This window comes from Dokdonella sp., from assembly GCF_036518555.1.
Lineage (GTDB): Bacteria > Pseudomonadota > Gammaproteobacteria > Xanthomonadales > Rhodanobacteraceae > Dokdonella_A.
Genome location: NZ_DATDMY010000276.1, coordinates 1 through 2973, shown reverse-complemented (window position 1 = coordinate 2973; position 2973 = coordinate 1). Strand labels below are relative to the sequence as shown.

Sequence of the window (2973 nt, the reverse complement as noted above, 5' to 3'; positions counted from 1 at the left end):
CGGACCACGCTCCCACAGCACGTTGAGGATGCCGAGTTCTGCCTCGGTGGGCTTCGGCGGAGTTTCAGTCTTGGACACGGTGGCCACCTGACGTCGCAATCCCTTCGTACGAGAAGACTACACGATCCCGGCACGAACGCCAGAGCGCCCCCGCCCCGGCCGGGACCGGGGCAGGCGCGGGCCCGTCAGCCGCCCGACGAACGCAGCTGCGGCGAGTTCTGCGTGCGCTGCAGGTATTGCGAATCGTTGCGCCGCCGCGCCTCGAGTTCGCCCGCGGTCTGGCAGGTCTTTACCGGGATGTTGGAGCCGATCGGCTTCTCGTTCTTGCAGATCAGGCGCTCGTTGTCACGCTTGGCGAGGATCGCATTGACCTCTTCCTGCTTGTTGAACATCGCGAGCTTGTCGGCGTCGCTCATCTGCGACACCTCGGTCTTGTCGCCGAACAGGCGCTCCATCTCGTCGAGGCGGGCGTTCACCTTGCTGCGCTCGTCCGGCGTCACGTAGGAGTATCGACCGCCCGGATCCATCTGCTTGCGCACCCAGGTGGAGACGGTCTCGAACGCGCCCTTGTTGCTGGCGTTGACGGCGGGGTCGACCTTTTCCTTGGCCGACAGCGGCAGTGCCAGGAGGAGCGCGACGGCGAATGCGATCGAACGAACGGGCTTCATCACAACAGGATCTCCAAATCGAACGGTAGGATGGATGCGACCGCGGGTCCGACGAGCGGATACGGCGCAGGGTGGAATCGAGTCCACGCGCCGCCGCGCGTGGATGCCGGCCTAGCGCCCGCTGGCGCGAAGGATCTGTGCCGCGGACCGCATGTGAGGCAGGCCGCAACCGCCCTCACCGGACGCGTCCGGCGTGCTGCCCGTGCATTGCGAATGCGCCCACTTGTCCATCTGCTGCTCGGTCTCGCGACGGGCATCTTTCGCCTGGGCATTGGTATGGCAGTAGGTTTCCATGATGTGCGAGCCGACTTTCGTGCGGCGTTCGCAGATCACGCGATCGTTCTCGCGGTCGATGCGCGCCACCGCGCGCGTCATGCGCGGCGCGCCGGGCGCTTCGCGCTCGGCGATGACGCTGTCGTGCGTCGCGAGCAGCGCATTCACCTCTTCCTGCGTGTTGAACAGCTCGACCTTGTCTTCCGCGCGCATGCGATCGAGCGAACCGTTCCTGTCGAACAGGTCCTGCATGCGGGCGAACTTGGCGTCGACGACGGTGCGGTCGGCCGGCGTCAGCGACGCGTAGCGCCCGCCCTCCTTCATCTCGTCGTGGACCCACGTGACCACCTGCTGGAACGCATCGGCGGTATCGGCGTTCGCGTTCTGGTGGTAGCTCGACTCTTTCGCCTGGGCGGTCGTCGCGAGGCAGGCGAGCACGCCTGCGCACAACATCGTGGCCATCGCATTCATCTGTGTGCCCCCTCGTTCTCGTGGCGCGGAACGCTCGCGGCGCCGGTCGGCGGGGAGCGCGGAGCTATCCTAGGAATGTCGCGCGCCGGTGTCAACGATCGATGTCGTACTATTTTTTTCGTGCTTGGCGCCTCGGCGGCGACGGGCGGTCCGGCCGGCTCGATCGCTGCAGGTAGTCGATGATGGCCCCGGCGACGTCCACGCCGCTTGCTCCTTCGATGCCCTCGAGGCCGGGCGAGGAATTCACCTCGAGCACGAGCGGGCCGCGCGCCGAGCGCAGCAGGTCCACGCCGGCGACGCCGAGCCCCATGACGCGCGCCGCCCGCAGCGCCGTTTCGCGCTCCGCGCCCGAGAGCACCACGGCGCTGGCGCTGCCGCCGCGATGGATGTTCGCGCGGAAATCGCCTTCCGGCGCCTGCCGCCGCATCGCGGCGACCACCTCGTCGCCGACGACGAAGCAGCGCAGGTCGGCGCCGTCCGCCTCGCGGATGAACTCCTGCACGAGGAAGTTCGCGTAGAGGCTGCGGAACGCCTCGATCATGCCGAGTGCGGCGCCGCGCTTCTCGGCCAGCATGACGCCCTGCCCCTGCGCGCCTTCGTTGAGCTTGATCACGTGCGGCGGCTCGCCGAGCATGGTCAGCAGGTCGCGCGTGTCGTCCGGGTTGTCGCCGAATACGGTCGCCGGGAGTTCGATGCCCTCGCGTGCGAGCAGCTGCAGCGAGCGCAGCTTGTCGCGCGCGCGCAGGATCGCGTCGGACGAATTGGGCGTGTACACGCCCATCATCTCGAACTGGCGCACGACCGCGGTGCCGTAGAAGGTGATCGACGCACCGATGCGCGGGATCACCGCGTCGAAGCCGCGCAGCGCCCGGCCCTTGCAATGGATCTCGAAGCCTCCCGCAGCGATGCGCATGTAGCAGCGCAGCGGGTCGAGCACGCGCACGCTGTGGCCGCGCGCGCGCGCGGCCTCGACCAGGCGGAGGGTGGAATACAGGCGCGCATTGCGCGACAGGATGGCGATCTTCATGCAGGCAGCGGCGGTGAGGGGCCGAACGGCGCCCGCGTCGGTCGCGGGCAGGTGTAGGAGAGGGCCGGGTCGATGCGGAAGTGTCCACCGATCGTCGACCGGCCGAGCAGCAGCGGGAACAGCATCGCGCCGCGATCGGTCAGGTTCATTTCCATGTCGATGCGTCGACCGGCGATCTCGATCTGGGTGGCGATGAACCAGCGCTCGCTGCGGTGCCCGCCCGAATCGGTCACGTGCCGACGGTCCTGCACCGTCGCCGCGCACGCCACGCGCCGCTGCGACCTGCGGCGCACGCGCACCAGAAATCTCACGCGCAGCACGCCGCCCTCGCGGAAGGTCTCGATGCCCTCGACGTGCAGCGACGACGAGCGCGCGCCGCTGTCGAGCTTCGCCTTGATCGCGCCGATGCCGAGAGCCGGCAACGCGACCCATTCCCGCCAGCCCAGGCTGACGAGGTCGGGGGCCGGCGACGCGTCGATGGGCGAGCCGTCTGGACGGGACACGTGCGGGACACCTCGGACGGCGCGGGTCGGT

4 protein-coding genes are annotated in these 2973 nt (G+C 68.7%); all 4 read right to left on the bottom strand.

Annotation, left to right across the window (positions count from 1 at the left end):
- Positions 1-185: 185 nt before the first annotated feature.
- The 4 genes from VI238_RS15100 to VI238_RS15085 all read right to left on the bottom strand — a co-directional run bounded on the left by VI238_RS15100 (position 186) and on the right by VI238_RS15085 (position 2942).
- Positions 186-668 (bottom strand): hypothetical protein, encoded by a 483-nt coding sequence (locus VI238_RS15100; protein ID WP_331652820.1) that lies wholly within the window; start codon positions 666-668, stop codon positions 186-188.
- Between the two features lie 111 nt (positions 669-779).
- On the bottom strand, positions 780-1412 hold the full coding sequence (locus VI238_RS15095) for a hypothetical protein (protein ID WP_331652818.1): 633 nt from the start codon (positions 1410-1412) through the stop codon (positions 780-782).
- A 109-nt stretch (positions 1413-1521) separates the two neighbouring features.
- Positions 1522-2439, bottom strand: coding sequence for a 30S ribosomal protein S6--L-glutamate ligase (rimK, locus tag VI238_RS15090; RefSeq protein WP_331652816.1), 918 nt, complete (start codon positions 2437-2439; stop codon positions 1522-1524).
- Positions 2436-2942 (bottom strand): ATP-dependent zinc protease, encoded by a 507-nt coding sequence (locus VI238_RS15085; RefSeq protein ID WP_331652814.1) that lies wholly within the window; start codon positions 2940-2942, stop codon positions 2436-2438. Before VI238_RS15085 ends, rimK begins: the two co-directional genes overlap by 4 nt.
- Between the last annotated feature and the right edge of the window lie 31 nt (positions 2943-2973).

Coding starts and splice junctions, on each gene's coding strand:
- rimK (WP_331652816.1), bottom strand. CDS start 2,439: ATGAAGATCGCCATCCTGTCGCGCAATGCGCGCCTGTATTCCACCCTC.
- VI238_RS15095 (WP_331652818.1), bottom strand. CDS start 1,412: ATGAATGCGATGGCCACGATGTTGTGCGCAGGCGTGCTCGCCTGCCTC.
- VI238_RS15100 (WP_331652820.1), bottom strand. CDS start 668: ATGAAGCCCGTTCGTTCGATCGCATTCGCCGTCGCGCTCCTCCTGGCA.